Here is a 21,937-nt window from a genome sequence, read left to right on the forward strand (position 1 = left end):
GGCCTCCGCCGCGGCGGCGACGCGCGCGGCGGCTGCCTCGGTGTCGGCGCCCGGCGGCAGGCGGCGTCCGGCGGGCGGCTCGGCGACGGGCTCGGGCAGGAGCGCCGCGGGTGCGACCGCCCGGCCCGGGCTCACGCCGATGCCGGTGACGACGGACGTGCTGCCCACGCGTGCCTCCTCGCTGCTCACCGCGGTGCGCCGGCCGGCGGGCGGGGCCCGGGTGCGGCGGCGCACCGCACCGACGGCGGCGTCGGTGCGTGGGCAGTCTGTCGCGGACGGCCCCCGACGTGCCAGCGCCGACACGCGGGCCGCCTCGCCGCCGGGGGCGGCGGACCACACGGCGCGGCGCCGCGCCACGGACGAAGGACCGGACCGGTGGGTGCACGCCCGGCGACGGCGGTAGCCTGGGGCCGCACGCACGTGACGTGCGCCCGCGCCGAGGCGGTGCGCGGGACGTGCGGCACGCGACGACCCGTGGGGAGAACCACTTGAGCAAGGCACAGCAGATCCTGGCCGCCCTGGGCGGGGAGACCAACGTGGTCGACCTCGAGCCCTGCATCACGCGGCTGCGGGTCGAGGTGGGCGACGCGGAGCTGGTCGACGAGGCCGCGCTCAAGGCGAGCGGCGCCTTCGGCGTCGTGCGCTCCGGCCACGTCGTGCAGGTCATCGTCGGCCCGGAGGCCGACAACCTCGCGGCCGAGCTCGACACGCTGCGCTGACCGGCCCGGACCGGCCGACCGTGCCCCGGACGACGGCGTGACCACCCTCCGGCTGGTCAGCCCCGTGCCGGGGCTCGTGCGCGCCCTGGCGGACGTGCCCGACCCGGTGTTCGCCGAGGAGATGGTCGGGCCCGGCGTCGCGGTCGAGCCGGACGCGGTGGCCCGGATGGACGTCGTCGCCCCGTGCGACGGGGTCGTCGGGTCGCTGCACCCCCACGCCGTGGCGCTCGAGCTCGGCGACGAGCGCGCGGTGCTCGTGCACGTCGGCATCGACACCGTCGGCCTCGCCGGCGCGGGCTTCACGCTGCACGTCGCGCGCGGGCAGCACGTGCGCACGGGCGACCGGATGCTGACGTGGTCACCGGTCGACGTCGCCGCCGCGGGCCTCGCGACCGTGTGCCCGCTCGTCGTCCTGCAGGGCGACCCCGCGACGCTGACGCGCCTCGTCGAGGACGGCGCACGCGTCGAGGCCGGTGCGCCCCTCCTCGACTGGACGCCCGCGGGCTGACCCGGCCGCACGGTCCCGGCCGCCGCCGGACGGGACCGTGCGCCTGCGCATCAGGCGCCGCGCTGCCGGCCGGGGTCCGGGTGCACCGCGTCGTGGACCGGCGTGTCGTGCGGGTCGCGGTCCTCCTGCGCGGCCGCGGGGTCGGCCGCGGGGCGCTCGCCCTCGGGCTGCGACGCCGCGTCGGGTGCTGCCGTGCCGGGTGCGGCGGCGTCCCCGGCGGGCGCGGCCCCGCCGCCCGCCTCCGCCCGGTGCGCCGCCAGCAGGTCCCGCTGGCCGCCGAGCGGGATGCCCGCCTCGGCGAGCCGGCGCCGCACGGACGCGCGCAGGTGCCGGCCGACCTCCCAGTGCTTGCCCGGCTCGGTCCGCACGCTCAGCTTCACGGTGACGGCCTCGGCACTCAGCCGCTCGGCACCCGTGACCGTCGCCGAGCCCTGCACGAACGCGCCGACGACCGGCTCGGCGGCCACCTCGGCCGCGGCCTGCTCGAGCACGCCGCGGACCTCGTCGAGGTCCGCGAAGTAGTCGACGTCGAGCTCGACGGTCGCGGTGCCGAAGCCCTGCGTCTTGTTGCCGACCCGCAGCATCGACCCGTTCGGCACGTACCAGAGGGTGCCGTCGCCGTCGCGCACCTTCGTCACGCGCAGCCCGACCGCCTCGACGGTGCCGGTGGCGGGGCCGACGTCGACGACGTCGCCGACGCCGTACTGGTCCTCCAGGAGCATGAACAGGCCCGAGAGGAAGTCCTTCACGAGGGCCTGCGCGCCGAAGCCGACCGCGACGCCCACGATCCCGGCGGACGCGATGAGCGGCGCGATGTTGACGCCCAGCGCGTCGAGGACGAGCACGACGGTGATCGAGCCGACCACGATCGACGCCGTCGAGCGCAGCACGGAGCCGATCGTGCGCGCCCGCTGCGCCCGGCGCGCGGCGGCGACAGGGTTCGCGCGCTGCAGCACGGAGCGCACCTCGGTGCCGCCGAGCGGCTTGAGGACACCGCGCTCGAGCAGGGAGTCGCCCGTGGCGATGTGGTTGGTGACGGAGGTGACGAACCGGCGCAGCACCGCGAGCACGAGCGCGCCGATCAGCAGGATCAGCACGATCCGCAGCGGCAGGCCCACGAACCAGCTCCAGAAGGCGTCCCACCACGCGACGGGGTTGAACCGCTCGTCGGGCGGCGGCACGTCGGGCAGGAGCGTGCTGCGGTCCGTCGGCTCGGCGGTCGACGTCGGCGCGGGCGTGGCGGTGGCGGCCCGCAGGGGTGCGGCCCTCACGCGGCCCCCTCCTCGTCGGCGTCGCCCGCGAGCGACGCGAGCAGGCCCGTCCGGTCCGCCACGAACTGCAGCTGCTCGACCGACAGCCCGATGGTGCGCGACAGCGCGCGCCCGCCGTGCCCGACGCCGACCTCGCGCCGCACGAGCACGGGGCGATGGTCGGGGTCCGACGACGTCGCGGCCTGCAGCGCCGCCCCGAGCTTGCGCGCGTGCAGCGGGTCGACGCGGGTGTCGCCCTCGAAGACCGTGAACAGCACGGCCGGGTACGCGGTGCCGTCGACGACACGGTGGTACGGCGAGTACCCGAGCAGCCAGTCGAGCTCCTCGGGCACGCCCGCGTCGCCGTACTCCTCGGTCCACGTGACGCCCAGGCCGAAGCGCTGGTAGCGCACCATGTCGAGCAGGGGCGCGGAGCACACGGCGGCCGCCCACAGGTCCGGGCGCTGCGTGACGGCCGCGCCGACGAGCAGGCCGCCGTTCGAGCCGCCCCACACGGCGAGCCGGTCGGTCGTGGTCCAGCCCTCCGCGACCAGGTGCTCGGCGACGGCGAACAGGTCGTCGAACACGTTCTGCTTCGCGCCGCGCATGCCGGCGCGGTGCCACTCCTCGCCCTCCTCGCCGCCGCCGCGCAGGTTGGCGACGACGTACACGCCGCCGGCCTCGACCCACGCCAGCGTGCTCGCCGAGTAGGCCGGGTCGAGCGAGATCTGGAAGCCGCCGTAGCCGTAGAGCACGGTCGGCGCGGGGGAGAGCGGGCGCCCGTCGGCGTCGAGCCGGTCGACGCGGGCGAGCACGAACGCACGCACGGTCGTCCCGTCGGCGCTCGTGACCTCCACCTGCCGCGCCCGGACGTCGGGCAGGTCCGGGACGGCGCCCGGCGGCGTCGCCCACACGGTCAGCCCACCGGTGGTGGCGTCGAAGCGGTGCACGCGGGGCACCGTCACGTGGTCCGTGTAGGAGAACCACAGGGACGTGCCGCCGTCGGGACGCGTCACGAGGCCGGACACCGAGCCGAGGCCCGGCAGCGCGAGGCGTCCGGCGTCGCCGGCGTGCCGCGCACCGGTCGCGGGGTCGTGCAGCGTCACCTCGCTGACGGCGTGCCGGCGCCACGACGCGACGAGCAGCGTCGGGGTCGTGTCGTCGCCGCCGCCGTCCAGCAGCGCGACGTCCTCGAGCACCGCCTCGTCGTCCTGCGCCACCAGCGTGGTCCAGTGCGCGACGCCCGGGGTCGTCGGGTCGGTGACGCACACGCGCCCGCGCGGCGCGTCGAGGTCGGTGTGCACGTACAGGCGGCCGTCCCGGCCCACCCACGCGCCGACCTCGGCGTCGAGGCCCACGGCCACCTCGGTGAACGCGGGCGCCTCCGCGCCGCCGGCGGCCGTGAGGTCCGCGATCCACACGTCGGTGCGCGGCGCCGTCCCTGCGGAGGCCGAGACGATCAGCCAGCGCCCGTCCCGGCTCACGGACACGCCGTAGTAGTTCGTCATGTCGAGGCCGGCGCCGAAGACCTCGACGTCCTGCTCGGGCGACGTGCCGACGCGGTGCAGCCAGACGCGGCGGTGGTACTGCTGCTCGTCCGCGGGCAGCAGCGCGGGCGCGAGACGGCGGACGTAGTAGAACGCCTCGCCGCCGGGCAGCCACGCGACGGGGGAGTAGCGCGCGCGGTCCACCGGCCCGTCGACGAGCTCGCCCGTCGCGACGTCGAGCACGTGCAGCACGCTCTCCTCGGTGCCGCCCGAGGAGACCTGGTACGCCAGCAGGTCGCCCTCCTTGGACGGCTGCCACGCGTCGAGGGTGGTCGTGCCGGCCGGGTCCAGCGCGAGGGGGTCGACGAGGACGCGCTCGCGCTCGCCGCCGACGCCGTCCGGCTCGACCACCACGACGACGGCGTGCTCCTGGTCGCCCGCCCGGCGCGAGACGAACCGCCGCGCGCCGCGCCACGCAGGCGCGCTGACGAAGCCGGCGCCGAGGAGCGCGCCGAGCCGGTCGCGCAACGCGTCGCCCGCGAACGGCCCGGCCGCCGCGGCGCTTACGACCCGCGCGCGGTACGCGGCGTACAGGGCGTCCTGCGCCGCCGACCACGCCTGCGTCGCGGGGTCCTGCGGGTCCTCGAGGCGGCGGTACGGGTCGGCGACGCGCCGCCCGTGGAGGTCCTCGACGAGGTCCTCCCGCGGCGCGGGCGGATAGGTCAGGGGGTGCGGCGCGGCGGCGGTCGGCGAGGCGTCGGTCATGGTCCGACAGGCTACGGACCGAACGCCCGCGTCCGCGTCCGGGCACGCGAGGTCGCGGGACCTGCGCGACCTCGCGGGCCGCAGCCCGCGACGTCGCGACGGACCCGCGACCTCGTGCGGCGACCGCGGACGTCGCACCCCGGCGCTGTCCGGGCAGGTCACGGACCTGCGTGGCAGGATCGACGCGTGCCCGAGCAGCCCGACCGCCCCTCCGACGACCTGCTGCGCCTCGCGGAGGCGTACGACATCGTCGCCCGCTACCAGGGCCACGACGGCGAGCAGCACGAGTCGAGCGCGCACACGCTGCGTGCCGTGCTCGCCGCGCTGGGCGTCGACGCGTCGTCGCCCGAGCGCATCGCGCTGGCCCTCGCGCACGTGGAGAACACGCCGTGGCGGCGCGCGCTGCCGCCGGTCGTCGTGGTGCGGCAGGGACGCACCACGCGGGTGCCGGTGCACGTGACGCACGGCGACCCCGTGGAGGTGTGGCTCGAGCTCGACCCCGAGCTCGGCGGCGGGCGGCGCGACCTCGCGCAGGCCGACGTCTACGTCGAGCCGCGCACGGTCGACGGCCGGCTCGTCGGCCGGGCCACCTTCGAGCTGCCCGCGGACCTGCCGCTCGGGTGGCACGAGATCCGCGCCGAGGGGCCGAGCGCGCACGCGCACAGCCCGGTCGTCGTGACGCCCGACCGCCTCGAGCTGCCCGAGCAGCTGCGGGACGGCGGCCGCGCGTGGGGTCTCATGGCGCAGCTGTACTCGGTGCGCTCGCGGGCGTCGTGGGGCGTCGGCGACCTCGCGGACCTTGCCGACCTCGGCTGGCTCGCGGGTCGGCACGGCGCCGACTTCCTGCTCATCAACCCGCTGCACGCCGCCGAACCGGTGGAGCCGCTCACGCCCAGCCCCTACCTGCCGACGACGCGCCGGTTCGTGAACCCGCTGTACGTCCGCGTGGAGGACGTGCGCGAGACCGCGTACCTCTCGGCCGCGGACCGCGCGCTCGTCGAGTGGGCCGGCGAGCCCGTGCTGCCGCTCGACACCGACCCCGGGCCGATCGACCGCGACGCCGCGTGGGCGGCCAAGCGCGCCGCCCTCGAGGTGGTGTTCGCGCAGCCCCGCTCCGCGGCGCGGCAGGCCGCGTTCGACGCGTTCGTCGAGGAGCAGGGCGAGGGGCTGCGCACGTTCGCGCTGTGGTGCGCGCTCGTCGAGCGGCACGGCTCCCCGGAGTCGTGGCCGGCGGCGCTGCACGACCCGTGGTCGGACGAGGTCGTCGCCGCCGCGGTCGAGCTCGCGGACCGCGTGCGGTTCTGGTCGTGGCTGCAGTGGGTCGCCGACGAGCAGCTCGGCCACGCGCAGCAGGCCGCGCTCGACGGCGGCATGACGCTCGGGATCATGCACGACCTCGCGGTGGGCGTGCACCCGGTCGGCGCGGACTCGTGGGCGCTGCGCGACGTGCTCGCGACCGGCGCCTCCGTGGGCGCCCCGCCGGACATGTACAACCAGCAGGGGCAGGACTGGTCCCAGCCGCCGTGGCACCCGACCGAGCTGGCGCGCGCCGCGTACCGGCCGTACCGGGACATGCTGCGGACGGTGCTGCGGCACGCGGGCGCGATCCGCATCGACCACGTCATCGGGCTGTTCCGGCTGTGGTGGGTGCCGGAGGGCAACGGCGCCGCCGAGGGTGCGTACGTGCGCTACGACCACGAGGCGCTCGTCGGGATCCTCGCGCTCGAGGCGCAGCGTGCCGGCGCCGTCGTCATCGGCGAGGACCTCGGCACCGTCGAGCCGTGGGTGCGCGACTACCTCGCCGAGCGCGGCGTGCTCGGCACGTCCGTCCTGTGGTTCGAGCAGACGCCCGACGGCCCGCTGCCGCCCGAGCGGTACCGCCGCGAGGTGCTCGCGACCGTGACCACGCACGACCTGCCGCCCACCGCGGGGTACCTCGCGGGGGAGCACGTGCAGCTGCGCGACCGGCTCGGCCTGCTCACCAAGCCGCTGCGCGAGGTGCAGGCCGAGGCCGTCGCGGAGCGCGACCGCATGCTCGACGCGCTGCGCGAGCGGGGCGTCCTCGGCGCCGACCCGTCCGAGCGCGAGGTCGTCGAGGCGCTGCACCGGTGGGTGCTCGCGACGCCGTCCGTGCTGGTGGGCGTCTCGCTCGCCGACGCGGTGGGGGAGCGGCGTGCGCAGAACCAGCCCGGCACCGACCAGGAGTACCCGAACTGGAAGGTGCCGCTCGCCGACGGCACCGGCACGGTGGTGCTCCTCGAGGACCTGATGACCAGCCCCCGGCTCGCGTCGCTCGCGCGCGTCATGAACGAGGGATGACGCCCGGTCCGGTGCCGGCGGCGCCGGACCCGCTGCCGCGGCGCGTGCGCGTCGTGGGCAACTCCGGCGCGGGCAAGACGACGTACGCGCGGGCCCTCGCCCGTGCGCTCGGGGTCCCGCACGTGGAGCTCGACGACGTGTTCTGGGCGCCCGGCTGGGTGCACCGCGACGCCGCGGAGGGCCGCGCCGACCTCGCCGGCCGGCTCGCGGGCGCGTCGGGCTGGGTCGTCGACGGCAGCTGGCAGTCGCGGCTCGGCGGCATGCTCGACGACGCCGACACGGTCGTGTGGCTCGACTACCCGCGGCGCACCGTCATGGCGCGCGTCGTGCGCCGCACGCTGCGCCGCGGCGTCACCCGGCAGGAGCTGTGGCACGGCAACCGCGAGCGGCTGGTGAACCTCCTGCGCCGCGACCCGGAGCAGAACATCGTCCGCTGGGCGTGGACGATGCACGACGCCTACCGGGAGAGGTACGCCGCGCTCGCCGCCGCCGGGACGACCCGGGTCGTGCGGCTCGGCTCACCCCGGGAGGCGGCGGCGTTCCTGCGCGCGGTGACGGACGCCGGCTGACCCCCGCGCGGGCCGTCCGGTCACGCCGGACCGTGTCGACGCGCCGAGGGGCGACGCGCGTGCGCGTCGCCCCTCGGGCCGGGTCGGTGTCCCGACGCGCCGGTGCCGGCCCGGCGGTGGTCAGCCCCGGCGGCGGTCCGCCTCCTGCGCCGCGAGCGCCCGGCGGACGCCGTCTCGCGACTCGCCGACGAGGCGCCGCAGCGCCGGCGGCGCGTCGGGGTGCGCCTCGAGCCACGCGTCGGTGGCGCCGAGCACGTCGACGTCCGCGTGGTCGGCGAGCAGCGTCGGGTACAGGCCCAGCACCACGTTCTGCGCCATCTCGTTCGTCTTCTGCGTCCACACGCGCTCGAGGTCCGCGAAGTACGGCTCGACCCACGGCAGCAGCAGCGCGACGTCGTGCACGCGCGCGAACCCGCTGATCGTGGCGGCCTGCAGGGCGTTGGGCAGCTCGTCGCCGGTGACGACGGCGGCCCACGCGCGCTCCTTGGCCTCGGGCGTCGGCACCGCGGCGCGGGCCGCGGCGGCCGCCCGCTGACCCGTCGCGGTCGGGTCCTGGGACAGCTGGGCCGCCACGTCGGTCTCGCCGGCGCGGCCGCCGGCGACGAGCGCCGTCAGCAGCTCCCAGCGCAGGTCGGTGTCGACGGACAGGCCCTCGAGCGTGCGCCGGCCGTCGAGCAGGTCGGCGACCGCGTCGAGCTGCGCGTCGGTGCGGGCGCGGCCCGCGAACGCCTTGACGAGCTGGAGCTGCTGGTCCGACCCGGCGGGCGCGGCCCCGGCGAGCTCGAGCAGGCGGTCCGCGGCGGCCGTCGACGTCGCCTCGCGGTGCTCGGGCGCGACGTAGAGGTCGAGCGTCGTCGTGAGCTGGCGGAGCAGGACCAGCACGACGGACGAGTCGGTCTCGTGCGCGACGTTCCCGAGCACGAGGTCGACGAAGTCGCGCGCGGGCGTCTCGCCGTCGCGCGTGGCGTCCCACGCGGCCGCCCACACGAGCGTGCGCGGCAGCGAGTCCGTGAACGCGCCGAGGTGCGCGATGGCCGTGGCCATCGACTGCGGGTCGAGGCGCACCTTCGCGTACGCGAGGTCGTCGTCGTTGACGAGCAGCAGGTCGGGCCGCGCGCGGCCGACGAGGTCGGGCACCTCGGTGCGCGGGCCGTCGACGTCGAGCTCGACGCGCACGGTCCGCACGAGACGCGGCGTGCCGTCGACGTCCTGCACGTCGTACCCGCCGACGGCCAGGCGGTGCGGCCGCTGCGTCGGGTGCTCGTCGGGGACCTCCTGGACCACGGCGAACGACGTGACGACGCCCGCGTCGTCGACCTCGAGCTCGGGGCGCAGCAGCGTGACGCCGGCCTTCTCGAGCCACAGCGCGGACCACGCGGACAGGTCGCGGCCGCTCGTGGCCTCCAGCTCCGACAGCAGGTCGCGCAGCTGCGTGTTGCCCCACGCGTGCGTGGCGAAGTAGGCGCGCACGCCGGCGAAGAACTGCTCCTGGCCGACCCACGCGACGAGCTGCTTGAGCACCGAGGCGCCCTTGGCGTACGTGATGCCGTCGAAGTTCACCTCGACGTCCTCGAGGTCGCGCATGTCGGCGACGATCGGGTGCGTCGACGGCAGCTGGTCCTGCCGGTACGCCCACGACTTCTCGAGCGAGGAGAAGGTCGTCCACGCGGCCGTCCACGGCGTCGCCTCGGCCGTCGCGAGCGTCGACGCGTACTCGGCGAACGACTCGTTGAGCCACAGGTCGTCCCACCAGCGCATCGTCACGAGGTCGCCGAACCACATGTGCGCGAGCTCGTGGAGGATCGTCACGGCCCGGCGCTCGACGGTCGCCTCGGGCACCTTGGAGCGGAAGACGTACGACTCGAGGAACGTCACCGCGCCCGCGTTCTCCATGGCGCCGGCGTTGAACTCCGGCACGAAGAGCTGGTCGTACTTCGCGAACGGGTACGCGACGCCGAACCGCTCCTCGTAGAAGCGGAAGCCCGCGCGCGTGACGTCGAGGATGTTGTCGGTGTCGAGGTGCTGCGCGAGCGAGGCGCGGCAGTACACGCCGAGCGGGATCGTGCGGCCGTCGGAGCTCACGAGCGTGTCGTGCTCACCGTGGTACGGCCCCGCGATGACGGCGGTGACGTACGACGACAGGCGCGGGGTCGGCTCGAACCGCCACGTCGCGGTGCCCTCGTCGCGCCCGCCGTTGCGGTTGCGGCCACCCTCGACGCGCGTCGGCTCGCCGACCTGCGGGTAGTTCGACACGACGGTCCAGTGCGCGGGCGCCGTCACCGTGAACGTGAACTCGGCCTTGAGGTCGGGCTGCTCGAACACCGCGAAGACGCGGCGGGAGTCGGCGACCTCGAACTGGCTGTACAGGTAGACCTCGTCGTCGACGGGGTCGACGAACCGGTGCAGGCCCTCGCCCGTGTGCATGTAGGCGCAGTCCGCGACGACGCGGAGCTCGTTCTCCGCGGCGAGGTCGTCCAGGCGGATGCGGGAGTCGGACACGACCTCGGCGGGGTCCAGCGCACGGCCGTTGAGCACGACCTCGTGCACCGCGGGCGCGATGAGGTCGACGAACGTGCTCGCGCCCGGCGTGGCGGAGAACCGCACCGTCGTCGTGGACCCGAACGTCTTGGGGCTCGTCGTCAGGTCCAGCACGACGTCGTACGCGTGGGTGCGCACGACGGAGGCGCGCTCGGCGGCCTCGGCGCGGGTGAGGTTCTCTCCGGGCACGGGTCGGCTCCGATCGGTCGGCGGCGGTGGCCGCGAGGGGTGGTGCGGCGATCGATCATGCCACGGCCGTCCGCGCGCGCCGCCGGTCCGTGCCCCTCCGGTTTCGCCGCTCCGGACGGGGTGTGATGGGCTTGCCCCCGCGCGACGCCGACGCCCCGCCCGAGGGCGCCCGTCGCCCCTGTCGGAAGGAGCACCCGTGCCCGTCGTCGACTTCTGGTTCGACCCCGCCTGCCCGTGGGCCTGGATGACGTCGCGGTGGATGGACGATGTCGCGCGCGTGCGCGACATCGAGGTCCGCTGGCACGTCATGAGCCTGTCGGTCCTCAACGAGGGCCGCGACCTGCCCGAGGACTACCGCCGGTCGATGGACGCCGCGTGGGGACCCGTGCGCGTGCTGGTCGCCGCCGCGCGCGACCACGGCGACGAGGTCCTCAAGCCGCTGTACGACGCGATGGGCACGCGTCGCCACCCCGGCGGCCGCCGCGACACCGACGCGATCGTCGCGGAGTCGCTCGCGGAGGTCGGCCTGCCCGCCTCGCTCGCCGACGTCGCGGGCACGCAGCAGGTGGACGACCTGCTGCGCGCGTCCCACGCGGGCGCGATGGAGCTCGTCGGCGACGAGGTCGGCACGCCCGTCGTCGCGATCGACGGCGTCGGGTACTTCGGGCCCGTCATCACGCCGGCCCCGACGGGCGAGGACGCCGGCCGGCTCTTCGACGGGCTCGCGCTCGTCACGAGCGTGCCCGGGTTCTACGAGCTGAAGCGCACGCGCACGGTGGGGCCGATCCTCACCGACGCCGACGCGGCGGCGGTGCGGGGGTCCTGATGGCCGGTCGCGGGCTCGCCGGGCTCTCGCCCGGCATGCGGGCGTTCCTCGCCGTGGACGCCGTGCTCGTGGTGCTGCTCGTGGTGCTGTTCCTCGCGGTGCCGCGGGGCGGCGGCGACGCCGGCGCGGGGGAGGCGACGGCCTCCCCGACCGCGACGGGCGGTGCGACGCCCACGGCGGAGGCGACCGCCGAGGCGGTGGCGTTCGCGCTGCCGAGCGGCAACATCGCGTGCGACATGAGCGCCGGCGGCGTCGAGTGCCGCATCGCGAGCTTCACCTACGCCGCCCCCGAGGTGGCCGGCTGCGAGGGGACCACCGGCAACGTCGTCCGCCTCGACGCGCAGGGGTTCGCGTTCGTCTGCGTCGAGGGCGACCCGCCCGTCGCCGCCGGCGCCGGCGTGCCGGTGCTCGAGTACGGCTCGCAGGAGTCGGCCGGGGAGTACACGTGCCGCTCCGGCACCGACGGGGTGACGTGCACGGGCTCCGGCGGCGTCGGGTTCCGGCTCGCGCGCGCGGACTGGACCGAGCTGCCCTGACCGAGCCGCCCTGAGCGAGCTGCCCTGACCGAGCCGCCCCGACGACGGCGCCGGTGCCCCGTCCCGCGGGACGGGGCACCGGCGCGACGCGTCACCAGATGTGGACGCGGTCCTCCGGGTCGAGCCACAGGGCGTCGCCCGGCTGCACGTCGAACGCCGTGTAGAACTCGTCGATGTTGCGCACGACCCCGTTGCAGCGGAACTCGTCCGGCGCGTGCGGGTCGATCGCCAGGCGGCGGACGACCTCCTCGTCGCGGCCCTTCGTGCGCCACGACTGCGCCCAGCCGAGGAACACGCGCTGCAGCCCGGTGTACCCGTCGAGGACGGGCGCCTCCTCGAGCGGGCGGCCGAGCGCGATGCGGTAGGCCGTGATGGCGATCGCGAGGCCGCCGAGGTCGCCGATGTTCTCCCCGACGGTGAGCTCGCCGTTGACGTGGTGGCTGCCGCCGAGCTGCGCGGGCGAGTAGCCGGAGTACTGGTCGACGAGCGCCTTCGTGCGCCGCTCGAACTCGGCGCGGTCCTCGGCCGTCCACCAGTCCTCGAGCCGGCCGTCGCCGTCGTACTTGGACCCCTGGTCGTCGAACCCGTGGCCGATCTCGTGGCCGATGACCGCGCCGATGCCGCCGAAGTTCACGGCGTCGTCCGCGTCCGCGTCGAAGAACGGTGGCTGCAGGATCGCGGCGGGGAAGACGATCTCGTTCATGCCCGGGTTGTAGTAGGCGTTGACCGTCTGCGGCGTCATGAACCACTCGTCGCGGTCGATCGGCCTGCCGATCTTGCCGAGCTCGCGGTCCTGCTCGAAGGCGTTGGCGCGCCGCACGTTGCCGAGCAGGTCGTCGGCGCGGACCTCGAGCGCCGAGTAGTCGCGCCAGCGGACGGGGTAGCCGATCTTCGGCGTGAAGGCGTCGAGCTTCGCGAGCGCCTTGGCGCGCGTCTCCTCGCCCATCCAGTCGAGCCGCTCGATCGACTCGCGGTACGCCTCGACGAGGTGCCCGACGAGGGTGTCCATCCGCTCCTTGTGCGTGGGCGGGAAGTGCCGCTCGACGTACACCTTGCCGACGGCCTCGCCGAGCGCGCCCTGCACCAGGCCGACGCCACGCTTCCAGCGGTCGCGGATCTCCTGCGTCCCCGTGAGCGTGCGCCCGTAGAAGTCGAAGTTCGCCTGGACGAGCGCGTCGGTGAGGTACGGCGCCCGCGACGAGACGACGTGGTAGGTCGCCCACGCCTGCCAGTCGGCGAGCGGGACCTCGGTCCACGCCTGGGCGAACGCCTCCGCGAACGAGGGCTCGCGCACGACGAGCCGGTCGAGCGCCCCCGCGGGCGCGCCGAGCGCGGCCGCCCACGCGCTCCAGTCGAAGCCGGGCGCGCGCTGCGCGAGCTCCGCCAGCGTCATCGCGTTGTACGTGAGGTCGGCGTCGCGGTCCTTGACGACGTCCCAGTGCGCCGCCGCCAGCCGCGTCTCGAGCGCGACGACGCGACGCGCGAGGTCCTCCGGGTCACCGCCGGCGACGACGCCCGAGACGTCCTGCACGAGGCCGAGCATCCGGGCGACGTGCGGCGTGTACGCCGCGAGCACGGCCGCGTGCTGCTCCTCGCGGTAGTACGCCTCGTCGGGCAGGCCGAGGCCGCCCTGCACGAGGTGCACGACGTACGTGTCGGGGTCCTTCGCGTCGTTGTCGACGTAGAACTCGACGACGCCCGCGCCGCCGGTGCGCTGCAGCGCGCCCAGCGCGTGGGTCAGCGCCTCGCGGGTCGTCGCGTCGTCGACGGGGGCGAGGTCCGCGCGCAGCGGCTCGACGCCCGCCGCCTCCACGGCGTCGGTGTCCATGAAGCTCGCGTACAGCGCGCCGATCTTCGCCTCGACGCCGGCGGCGTCGCCGTCGACCGCGGCGGCCGCCGCGTCGGTGATGATGTCGCGGACCTGGCGCTCGGCCTCGTCGTAGAGGGCGCGGAAGGTGCCGTCCATCGCACGGTCCGGCGGGATGACGTGCGAGGCGGCCCACCGGCCGTTCACGTGCGCGTACAGGTCGTCCTGGGGGCGCGCGGCCGGGTCCAGGTCCTCGAGGGGGAGTCCGCTGCGGGTCATGCGCGACAGCCTACGGACGCCGCGTGCGTGGGGGCCCGCAGGCTGCGGCAGGATGAGCACATGCGCATCCACGTCGCCGCCGACCACGCCGGGTACGAGCTCAAGGCCGCGCTCGTCGAGCACCTGCGCGCCGCCGACCACGAGGTCGTGGACCACGGCGCGCACGAGTACGACAAGGAGGACGACTACCCCTCCTTCTGCATCGCGGCCGGCGAGGCCGTCGTCGCCGACCCGGGCTCGCTCGGCGTCGTCATCGGCGGCTCCGGCAACGGCGAGCAGATCGCCGCCAACAAGGTCACCGGCGTGCGGGCCGCGCTCGCGTGGAACCTCGACACCGCGCGCCTGGGCCGCCAGCACAACGACGCGAACGTCGTGGCGGTCGGCGCCCGTCAGCACTCGGTCGACGAGGCGCTCGAGCTCGTCGACGCGTTCGTCGCCGAGCCGTTCAGCGGCGACCCGCGCCACCAGCGTCGCATCGACGAGATGGCCGCGTACGAGCGCTCGCGCGGCTGACGTCAGAAGACCCAGCTGCACACCGGCGCGACCGGCCAGGTGAACGCCGCCGCGACGGCCGGGACGTCGAGGCCGTCGCGCACGCGCACGAGCCCGGCGGCGGCCTGCGCGGCCATCGAGCGCCCGCCCAGGTACAGCGCGCCGAGCTCGCGCACGTCCAGCGACACGTCCGGGTCCGCGCCGGTCCGCACGACCTCGGCCGCCCCGGACGCGTCCGCCACGAGCCGCCAGCGACCGGCGTTCGCGGGCACCAGCGCGTCGGTGACGTCGAGGACGACGTCGACCGGTGCGGCGTAGCGCCGGCCGGCCAGCGCCGCCGGCAGGTCGAGCACCCGTACCCAGACGTTGTCGCTCACGCGCGGCCGCGCGGGGCGCGCGTCGACGAGCAGGTGCGTCAGCGGGTCGTCGACCGCGAGGGCCGGCGACTCGACCGTGGTGGTGAGGTCGAGGTCGAGCAGGAACGACCAGAGCCGGTGCGTGGCCGCGGCGTCCAGCGCGAGCACCTGGCGCACCCGCACGACGGCCGACGGCCCCGTCGGCTCCCACTGGGCCTTGCGCGCGAACGCGGCGGCGCCGCGCACCTCGCCGGACGCGTCGACCACGGTGGCGAGCAGCAGCGGCTCGGCGCCGTCGCGCCACGGCGCCGGGTCGACGAGCGCGCGCACGCGCAGCTCGGGCGTCGGCCGGGTGGCCCAGCCCGGACGGTGCGCCATCCGCTCGTGCAGGTCCTGCACGAGTGCGCCGTGCCGCGCCTCGTCGGCGGCCTCCAGCCGGACGCCCAGCTCCTCGCTGCCGGGCACGGGCCGCAGGGCGGCACGGCGGGGCAGCGTCAGGTGCAGCTCGTCCGCGGCCGACCCGTAGCCGAACCGGCCGTAGATCCCCGCCTCCGCGGCGAACAGTGCGGAGACGACCTCGCCGCGCGCGAGCGCGCGGTCGAGGTGCGCCCGGATCATCGCCCGCAGGAGCCCGCGGCGACGGTGCTCCGGCCGCACCCCGACCCACGTGAGGCCCGCGCACGGCACGACGCCGCCCGGGACGGGCAGGCGGAAGGGGTAGGACCCGTGCACCGCGGCGAGCGTCCCGTCGGGCGCCTCCAGGGCGACCATGCGGTCGGCGGGCACCGGGAACGGCACGACGTCGTCGACCGCGGGGTCGGGCGGGATGACGAACGCGAGGCGGTCGACGGCGAGGAACTCGTCCTGCCGCTCGGCGGGGACCTGCAGGACGCGGTAGCCGTCGGGGAGCTCGCTCATGCGGGCCATCGTGGCGGAGCCGGCAGCGGCGCGGCACCCCCTTTCCGTGCGCCCCCCCCCGCCGGCGCGCCCGCGGGGCGGCGCCGCCCCGCGGCGCGTCCCAGCGCCTAGCCTCGGGGGATGAGCGAGCGGCGCGGCACCGACGTCGGCGCCGGCGCCCGCGCCCGCCGGCTCCTGCGGCGCGCCACCCGGTCGGGGTCGCAGGGCCTGCTCGTCGTGCTCCTCGTGGTGGGGGCGCTCGCGCTCGCCGTCGGCGTCGAGCGCGACCCGCGCTGGTTCGCGCCCTCGTCGTTCGTCCTGCTGCTGGTCGTCGCGACGTCCGTGCTGCGGTGGCGCCCGCTGCTCGTCGTCGTCGGCGTGGTGCTCGTCGCCGTCGTGGCGCTCGCGCTCGCCGCGGTGCCGACGCTCACGCCCGGAGCGGCCGTCGTCCTGCTCCTCGCGTGCGCCGCCGTGCTCGTGTTCGCGTGGGAGCGGGAGCGGCTCGGCCTGCAGGGCGCGCCCGGGGCGCTCATGCTCGTGGACCTGCGCGACCGGCTCGCCGCCGGCGGGCGCGTGCCGCCGCTGCCGCCGGGCTGGCACGCCGACGTCGAGGTGCGGTCGGCGCACGGCGCCGGCTTCTCGGGCGACTTCGTCGCGACGCGCCTGGTGGACGGGCACCGCCTCGAGATCGCCCTCGTCGACGTGTCGGGCAAGGGCCAGGCCGCCGGCGTCCGCTCGCTGCAGCTGTCCGGCGCGCTCGGCGGGCTGCTCGGCGCCATGCCCCCGGACCGGTTCCTCGCAGCGGCCAACGACTACCTGCTGGACCAGGGCTGGGACGAGGGGTTCGCGACCGCGGTGCACCTCGCCGTCGACCTGCGGACCGGGGCCTGGTCCGTCGCGTCCGCGGGACACCCGCCGCCCGTGCACCTCGACGCCGCCACCGGCCGCCTCGAGCTGCTCGGCACGGCCGCCGGCCCGGCGCTCGGCGTGGTCCCGGGCATCGCACCCGGCGTGCGCACGGGCGTCCTCGGGCGCGGCGACGCGGTCGTGCTCTACACCGACGGGCTCGTCGAGGCGCCCGGCCGGGACGTCGACCAGGGCATCGACCGGCTGCTGGGCGTCGTGGAGGAGGTCGTGGCGGCGGGGGGCGGCGGCGCGGCGGCCGTGCTGGCGGGCGTGCGGACCGGCGAGGACGACGACCGGGCCGTCGTCGTCGTGCGGCGCGGCTGACCGTGGACGAGTCGTACGCCGCCGCGGTGCTCGACGTGGTCGCGGCCGTGCCGCCCGGCCGCGCCATCACCTACGGGCTGGTCGCCGAGGTCGTGGCGGACCGCGCGCTCGCGGCCGGCCGCCCGGCGCGCGGCGGCCCGCGCCAGGTGGGGCAGGTCCTGGCCCGTGGGGACGCCGACGTGCCGTGGTGGCGCGTCGTGAACGCGGCCGGGTCACCGCCCGCGCACCACCGCGCGCGGGCGCTCGCCCACCTGCGCGCCGAGGGCACGCCGCTGACGCCCGACGGCACGCGGGTGCGGCTGCGCGCCGCCGTGTGGTTCCCGGAGGACTGAGCCGGCGGACGCACGGCCCGGACGCCGCGGCCCGGTCGTCGCGAGGACGGCCGGGCCGGGGCGGTGCGCCCGGGGGCGGCGGAGGAGGTCAGCCGAGCGCGCGCCGCGAGCTGATCACGCCCGTGTCGAACCCGGCGAGGTGCAGCCCGCCGTGGAACCGCGCGTGCTCGATCTTCACGCACCGGTCCATCACGACCTGCAGGCCGGCCTCCTCGCCGCGGCGGGCGACGTCCTCGTGCCACGAGCCGAGCTGCAGCCACAGCGTCCGCGCGCCCACGGCCACCGTCTCGTCCAGCACGGTCGGCAGGTCGTCGTGCCGGCGGAACACGTCGACGAGGTCGGGCACCACCGGCAGGGCGTCGAGCGACGGGTACACCGGGTGTCCGAGGATCTCGGTGGCGCGAGGGTTGACGAAGTACACGTCGTACGGCGAGCTCGACAGCAGGTAGGTCGAGACGAAGTAGGACGCGCGGGCCGGGTTGGCCGACGCGCCGACGATCGCGATCGACCGCGTGCCCCGCAGGATCGACAGGCGCTCCGGGGCGCTCGGCCCCTGCCACGTGCGCGCGCTCACCGGGCCACCGCCGTCGCGTCCGCCGCGCCGCCGACGGGTGCGCCCGACCGGTCGAGCCCGGTCGCGGCCGTCAGCGCCTGGTCGAGGTCCCACACGATGTCCTCCGGGTCCTCGAGGCCGACGCTGATGCGCACGAGGTCCTCCGGGACCCCGGCGGCGACGAGCTGGTCGGCCGACAGCTGCTGGTGCGTCGTCGACCCGGGGTGGATGACGAGCGTGCGCGCGTCGCCGACGTTGGCGAGGTGGCTCGCGAGCTGGAGCGCCTCGATGAACCGGCGCCCGACCTCGCGGCCGGGCAGGTCGGCGGTCTCGCGCAGACCGAACGCGAACACCGAGCCGGGCCCGAGCGGCAGCAGGTCGCGCGCGCGGTCGTGGTGCGGGTGCGACGGCAGGCCGGCCCACAGCACGTAGCCGACGCGCGGGTCGGCCTCGAGCCACTCGGCGACGACGCGCGCGTTGGCGAGGTGCGCGTCGAGCCGCTGCGGCAGCGTCTCGACGCCCTGCAGCAGCTGGAACGCGGACTGGGGGGACAGCGCGGGACCGATGTCGCGCAGCTGCTCCGAGCGGAGCTTGGTGAGGAACCCGTACTCGCCGAAGTTCTCCCACCACCGCACGCCGCCGTAGGAGGCGACGGGGTCCGTCATCTGCGGGAACTTGCCGTTGCCCCAGTCGAACCGGCCGGACTCCACGACGACGCCGCCGAGCGTCGTGCCGTGCCCGCCGAGGAACTTCGTGGCCGAGTGGATGACGATGTCGGCCCCGTGCTCGAGGGGCCGCACGAGGTACGGCGTCGTGAGCGTGGAGTCGACGACGAGCGGGACGCCGGCCGCGTGCGCGACCTCGGCGAGACCGGCGAGGTCCGCGACCTCGCCGGACGGGTTCGCGACGACCTCGGTGTAGACGACCTTCGTCTCCGGGCGGATCGCCGCGGCGTAGTCGGCCGGGTCGGTGCCGCGCACGAACGTCGTCTCGACGCCGAACCGGCGCAGCGTCACGTCGAGCTGCGTCACGGTGCCGCCGTACAGCTGCGCGGACGCGACGACGTGGTCGCCGGCGCCCACGAGCGCCGCGAACGTGATGAACTCCGCCGCCATGCCCGACGACGTGGCGACCGCGCCGATGCCGCCCTCGAGCGACGCGATGCGCTCCTCGAGCGCGGCGACGGTGGGGTTGCCGATCCGGGAGTAGATGTTCCCGTACTTCTGCAGCGCGAACAGGTTCGCCGCGTCGGCGGTGTCCTGGAAGACGAACGACGTCGTCTGGTAGATCGGCACGGCCCGCGCGCCGGTCGCGGCGTCGGGGATGCCGCCGGCGTGCAGGGCGCGGGTGCGGAAGCCGAAGCGGTGGTCGCTCACGGTGCTCCTGTCAGGGGGACGGTGCCGCGGGGGCGGCGGTGGTGCGGGTCAGGACGGGGTGCGCAGGCCGGCGGCCGCGACGAGCGCGGCCACCTGGTCGACGGCCCACGGGTTCTGCAGCGACGTGGTGTCGCCGAGGGGCGTGCCCTCGACGAGCTGCGTGAGCAGCCGACGCATGATCTTGCCCGATCGCGTCTTCGGGACCTCCGGCACCACCAGCACGTGGCGGGGCTTGGCGACCGGCCCGATCCCCGCCGCGACGTGCGCGCGCAGCGCCTCCCGCACGTCGTCGGCGGCGGCGAGCCACGCGGCGTGGTCGTCGACGGGCCCGGGCGGCGTGCTGGGGACGACGAACGCGGCGATCGCCTGCCCGGTCACGGGGTCGGTCACGCCGGCGACCCCGGCCTCGCCGACGGCGGGGTGCGCGACGAGCGCGGACTCGACCTCGATGGTCGACAGCCGGTGGCCGGAGACGTTGATGACGTCGTCGATGCGCCCGAGCAGCCACACGTACCGGTCCTCGTCGTACGACGCGCCGTCGCCCGCGAGGAAGTACGCGCCGGCCGGGCCGTGACCCGCGAACCGCCGCCAGTACGCGTCGAGGTAGCGCTGCGGGTCGCGCCATACCGTGCGCGCCATGCCCGGCCACGGGCGCTCGACGACGAGGAACCCGCCCTGGCCGGGACCGACCTCCACGCCGTCGTCGTCCACGACCTTGGCGGCGACGCCCGGCAGCGGCCGCGTCGCCGACCCGGGCTTGAGCGTCGTGACGCCGGGCAGGGGCGCGATCATCGCGGCGCCGGTCTCGGACTGCCACCACGTATCGACGACGGGCGCGCCGTCGGCGCCGAACGTGCGCCGGAACCACACCCACGCCTCGGGGTTGATCGCCTCGCCGACCGTGCCGAGCAGGCGGATCGTGGACAGGTCGTACGGCGTGCCGTCCTCGCGCGTCGGCAGGTCGTCGCCGAACCACGTCATGAACGTCCGGATCAGCGTGGGCGCCGTGTAGTACGTCGTGACCCCGTAGCGCTCGACGACCTCGAGGTGCCGGGCCCGGTGCGGGGCGTCCGGGACGCCCTCGTAGATCACCTGCGTCGCGCCGTTCGCGAGCGGTCCGTAGAGCACGTACGTGTGCGCGGTGACCCACGCGAGGTCGGCGGTGCACCAGTGCACGTCGTCGGACTTGTGGTCGAACGCCGCCCAGTACGACCACGCCGCGTGCGCGAGGTAGCCGCCCGAGGTGTGCACGAGGCCCTTCGGCTTCCCCGTCGTGCCCGACGTGTAGATGACGAACAGCGGGTGCTCCGCGTCGAACGACGCCGGCTCGTGCACGTCCGCGGCCGTGTCGACGACGTCGTGCCACCAGACGTCGCGGCCCTCGGTCCACGGCACGTCCTGCCCGGTGCGGCGCACGACGAGCACGTGCTCGACGTGGTCCAGGCCCGCGACCGCCGCGTCGGCGGTCGACTTGACCTCGACATCGACGCCCCGGCGGACCTGGCCGTCGCTCGTCACGAGCACCTTCGCGCCCGTGTCCTGCACGCGGAACCGCAGCGCCTCGGCGGAGAAGCCGCCGAACACGAGCGAGTGCACGGCGCCGATCCGCGCGATCGCGAGCGTCACGACGACGGTCTCGGCGAGCACGGGCAGGTAGACGACGACGCGGTCGCCGGGACCGACACCGAGCGCCGTCAGGGCGTTCGCCGCGCGCGACACCTCGCGCTGCAGCTCGGCGTACGTCAGCGAGCGGCGGTCGCCGCGCTCACCCTCCACGTGCAGGGCGACGACGTCGCCCCGGCCCTCGTCGACGTGCCGGTCCACGCAGTTGACCGCGACGTTGAGCCGCCCGCCGACGAACCAGCGCGCCTCGGGCACCGTCAGCTCGTCCGCGGCGCCGCCGGGCACGGGCACCGGCGGTGCCCACGTGTGGGCCGTGTGCCAGGGTGCGTCCCAGCGCAGCCGGCGCGCGGCGTCCTCCCAGAACGCGACGGGGTCGGCCTCGGCGCGCTCCCACGCGTCGGGGCCGACGTTCGCGGCCGCCGCGAGGTCGGCCGGCGGCGCGTACGTGCGCGTCTCGGTCTGCAGGGCCGTGAGGGTGCTCATGCGTACCTCCGCAGCAGCGCGCGCTCGCCGAGCGCGACGAGCGAGTCCGACAGCTTGCCGATGACCGCGAGCAGCACGATGGCCAGCAGGATGCGGTCGACGCGTCCGTTCTGCTGCGAGTCGTTGAGCAGGAAGCCCAGGCCCATCGAGGACGCGATGAGCTCGGCGGCGACGAGGAACAGCCACGCCTGCGCGAGCGCGAGCCGCAGGCCCGACAGCACCGACGGCAGGACCGCGGGCAGCTGCACGGCCTGGAGCAGCCGCACGCCGCGCAGGCCGAACGCGCGGCCCGCCTCCACCAGGTGCGGGTCGACGTGCCGCAGCGCGGCCGCGACGGTCGTGCAGACCGGGAAGAACGCGCCGATCGCGATGAGGATCACCTTGGAGTCCTCGCCGATCTTGAACCACAGGATGAGCAGCGGCACCCACGCGAGCGACGGCACCGCGCGCACCGCGCCGAGCAGCGGCGCGAGCAGCACGTCGGCGGCCCGCGAGAGCCCGACGAGCGAGCCGAGCAGCAGGCCGACGGCGCCCCCGGCGACGAACCCGATGAGCACGCGCTGCAGCGAGATCGCGACGTGGGTCTGCAGCTCGCCGCGCGCGAGGAGGTCCACGCCCGCGTCCCACACGGACGCCGGTGCGGGCAGCTGGTACGGCGGCACGAGCCCGCCCGTCGTCACCGCCTGCCACACGCCGAGCAGGAGGAGCGGGAGCAGCGCGCCACCGACGACGCGCACGAGCGGGCGAGCCCAGAAGCCGCCGCGGGGGCGGCGGGCCGCGGGCGCCCCACCGGGCGCCGCGGT

18 protein-coding genes are annotated in these 21,937 nt (G+C 76.0%); 9 read left to right on the forward strand and 9 right to left on the reverse strand.

The window, feature by feature from the left end; genetic code table 11:
• The first annotated feature begins 455 nt into the window (after nt 1-455).
• Both AB6N23_RS10055 and AB6N23_RS10060 read left to right on the forward strand, forming a co-directional pair.
• The gene (locus AB6N23_RS10055; protein WP_412865939.1) at nt 456-719 is read left to right on the forward strand and encodes a PTS sugar transporter subunit IIB; all 264 of its coding nucleotides are present in this window, start codon (nt 456-458) and stop codon (nt 717-719) included.
• A 37-nt stretch (nt 720-756) separates the two neighbouring features.
• Nucleotides 757-1,227 carry a PTS sugar transporter subunit IIA gene (locus AB6N23_RS10060; protein WP_412865940.1) on the forward strand — a complete coding sequence of 157 codons (471 nt, stop codon included), beginning with the start codon at nt 757-759 and terminating at the stop codon, nt 1,225-1,227.
• Between the two features lie 50 nt (nt 1,228-1,277).
• On the opposite strand, the gene AB6N23_RS10065 is transcribed toward AB6N23_RS10060, so the two are convergent.
• Both AB6N23_RS10065 and AB6N23_RS10070 read right to left on the reverse strand, forming a co-directional pair.
• A complete protein-coding gene (locus AB6N23_RS10065) occupies nt 1,278-2,498 on the reverse strand; it encodes a mechanosensitive ion channel family protein (protein WP_412865941.1) in 1,221 nt (406 codons plus the stop codon).
• Entirely contained in the window at nt 2,495-4,729 is a 2,235-nt protein-coding gene (locus tag AB6N23_RS10070) for a prolyl oligopeptidase family serine peptidase (RefSeq protein WP_412865942.1), read from the reverse strand. The genes AB6N23_RS10065 and AB6N23_RS10070 overlap by 4 nt, the downstream gene beginning before the upstream one ends.
• A 186-nt stretch (nt 4,730-4,915) precedes the next feature.
• Here AB6N23_RS10070 and malQ point away from each other — a divergent pair, with 186 nt between their 5' ends.
• Together malQ and AB6N23_RS10080 are read left to right on the forward strand one after the other, a co-directional pair.
• Nucleotides 4,916-7,048: a 4-alpha-glucanotransferase gene (malQ, locus tag AB6N23_RS10075; RefSeq protein WP_412865943.1), complete on the forward strand. Its 2,133-nt coding sequence runs from the start codon at nt 4,916-4,918 to the stop codon at nt 7,046-7,048.
• Entirely contained in the window at nt 7,045-7,617 is a 573-nt protein-coding gene (locus AB6N23_RS10080) for a P-loop NTPase family protein (RefSeq protein WP_412865944.1), read from the forward strand. Before malQ ends, AB6N23_RS10080 begins: the two co-directional genes overlap by 4 nt.
• Nucleotides 7,618-7,737: 120 nt before the next feature.
• Here AB6N23_RS10080 and pepN read toward each other — a convergent pair whose 3' ends face one another.
• A complete protein-coding gene (gene pepN, locus AB6N23_RS10085; RefSeq protein ID WP_412865945.1) occupies nt 7,738-10,344 on the reverse strand; it encodes an aminopeptidase N in 2,607 nt (868 codons plus the stop codon).
• A gap of 196 nt (nt 10,345-10,540) precedes the next feature.
• Between pepN and AB6N23_RS10090 the strand changes: the two genes are divergently transcribed.
• Together AB6N23_RS10090 and AB6N23_RS10095 are read left to right on the forward strand one after the other, a co-directional pair.
• Nucleotides 10,541-11,170 carry a mycothiol-dependent nitroreductase Rv2466c family protein gene (locus AB6N23_RS10090; protein ID WP_412865946.1) on the forward strand — a complete coding sequence of 210 codons (630 nt, stop codon included), beginning with the start codon at nt 10,541-10,543 and terminating at the stop codon, nt 11,168-11,170.
• Nucleotides 11,170-11,706, forward strand: a complete 537-nt coding sequence (locus AB6N23_RS10095; protein ID WP_412865947.1) for a hypothetical protein — start codon at nt 11,170-11,172, stop codon at nt 11,704-11,706. The genes AB6N23_RS10090 and AB6N23_RS10095 overlap by 1 nt, the downstream gene beginning before the upstream one ends.
• Before the next feature lie 91 nt (nt 11,707-11,797).
• On the opposite strand, the gene AB6N23_RS10100 is transcribed toward AB6N23_RS10095, so the two are convergent.
• Nucleotides 11,798-13,792: a M13 family metallopeptidase gene (locus AB6N23_RS10100; protein ID WP_412865948.1), complete on the reverse strand. Its 1,995-nt coding sequence runs from the start codon at nt 13,790-13,792 to the stop codon at nt 11,798-11,800.
• 60 nt (nt 13,793-13,852) lie between these two features.
• Here AB6N23_RS10100 and AB6N23_RS10105 point away from each other — a divergent pair, with 60 nt between their 5' ends.
• Nucleotides 13,853-14,305 (forward strand): ribose-5-phosphate isomerase, encoded by a 453-nt coding sequence (locus AB6N23_RS10105; RefSeq protein WP_412865949.1) that lies wholly within the window; start codon nt 13,853-13,855, stop codon nt 14,303-14,305.
• 2 nt (nt 14,306-14,307) lie between these two features.
• On the opposite strand, the gene AB6N23_RS10110 is transcribed toward AB6N23_RS10105, so the two are convergent.
• Nucleotides 14,308-15,558: a GNAT family N-acetyltransferase gene (locus AB6N23_RS10110; RefSeq protein WP_412865950.1), complete on the reverse strand. Its 1,251-nt coding sequence runs from the start codon at nt 15,556-15,558 to the stop codon at nt 14,308-14,310.
• A gap of 120 nt (nt 15,559-15,678) precedes the next feature.
• On the opposite strand from AB6N23_RS10110, the gene AB6N23_RS10115 reads away from it, so the two are divergent.
• Together AB6N23_RS10115 and AB6N23_RS10120 are read left to right on the forward strand one after the other, a co-directional pair.
• Complete coding sequence (locus AB6N23_RS10115; RefSeq protein ID WP_412865951.1) at nt 15,679-16,767, forward strand: PP2C family protein-serine/threonine phosphatase; 1,089 nt, start codon at nt 15,679-15,681, stop codon at nt 16,765-16,767.
• Between the two features lie 2 nt (nt 16,768-16,769).
• Entirely contained in the window at nt 16,770-17,099 is a 330-nt protein-coding gene (locus AB6N23_RS10120) for an MGMT family protein (RefSeq protein WP_412865952.1), read from the forward strand.
• Between the two features lie 88 nt (nt 17,100-17,187).
• On the opposite strand, the gene AB6N23_RS10125 is transcribed toward AB6N23_RS10120, so the two are convergent.
• The 4 genes from AB6N23_RS10125 to AB6N23_RS10140 all read right to left on the reverse strand — a co-directional run.
• On the reverse strand, nt 17,188-17,673 hold the full coding sequence (locus AB6N23_RS10125; protein ID WP_412865953.1) for a CoA-binding protein: 486 nt from the start codon (nt 17,671-17,673) through the stop codon (nt 17,188-17,190).
• Nucleotides 17,670-19,028: an O-acetylhomoserine aminocarboxypropyltransferase/cysteine synthase family protein gene (locus AB6N23_RS10130; RefSeq protein ID WP_412865954.1), complete on the reverse strand. Its 1,359-nt coding sequence runs from the start codon at nt 19,026-19,028 to the stop codon at nt 17,670-17,672. Before AB6N23_RS10130 ends, AB6N23_RS10125 begins: the two co-directional genes overlap by 4 nt.
• A gap of 48 nt (nt 19,029-19,076) precedes the next feature.
• Complete coding sequence (gene acs, locus AB6N23_RS10135) at nt 19,077-21,134, reverse strand: acetate--CoA ligase (RefSeq protein WP_412865955.1); 2,058 nt, start codon at nt 21,132-21,134, stop codon at nt 19,077-19,079.
• The coding region (locus AB6N23_RS10140; protein ID WP_412865956.1) for an ABC transporter permease at nt 21,131-21,937 on the reverse strand (807 nt) is incomplete at its 5' end. The genes AB6N23_RS10140 and acs, both read right to left, overlap by 4 nt.

The organism is Cellulomonas pasadenensis, from assembly GCF_047229365.1.
In the GTDB taxonomy this organism is placed as follows: domain Bacteria; phylum Actinomycetota; class Actinomycetes; order Actinomycetales; family Cellulomonadaceae; genus Cellulomonas.